The sequence below is a fragment of the Novosphingobium percolationis genome (assembly GCF_020179425.1).
GTDB lineage: Bacteria > Pseudomonadota > Alphaproteobacteria > Sphingomonadales > Sphingomonadaceae > Novosphingobium > Novosphingobium percolationis.
Genome location: NZ_JAILYM010000030.1, coordinates 1 through 288, shown reverse-complemented (window position 1 = coordinate 288; position 288 = coordinate 1). Strand labels below are relative to the sequence as shown.

1 protein-coding gene is annotated in these 288 nt (G+C 58.7%); it reads right to left on the bottom strand.

Annotation, left to right across the window (positions count from 1 at the left end):
• Positions 1 to 26: 26 nt before the first annotated feature.
• A partial coding sequence (locus K3A84_RS20270; protein ID WP_225011280.1) for a biotin/lipoyl-containing protein occupies positions 27 to 288 on the bottom strand: 262 nt, incomplete at its 5' end.

The following is a 288-nucleotide window of genomic DNA, read 5'->3' as shown; positions in this document are numbered from 1 at the left end:
TGATTAGTTTTTCCATACCGGTGCCCTTAAAGCTCGATCAGCGCATCGCCAACGGCGACGCTATCGCCCTCGCTGACATTGACTTTGGACACCGTTCCGGAGCTGCTGGCACGCACCTCGGTCTCCATCTTCATGGCTTCGAGAATGATCACCACATCGCCCTCGGCCACCTGATCGCCAGGGCGTACGTTGACCTTGAAGATATTGCCTGCCAGCGGCGCATCGATACTTTCACCGCTTCCTCCAGCGCTTTCTGCCGCTCCAGCACTAGCGCCTCCACTGGCGGCA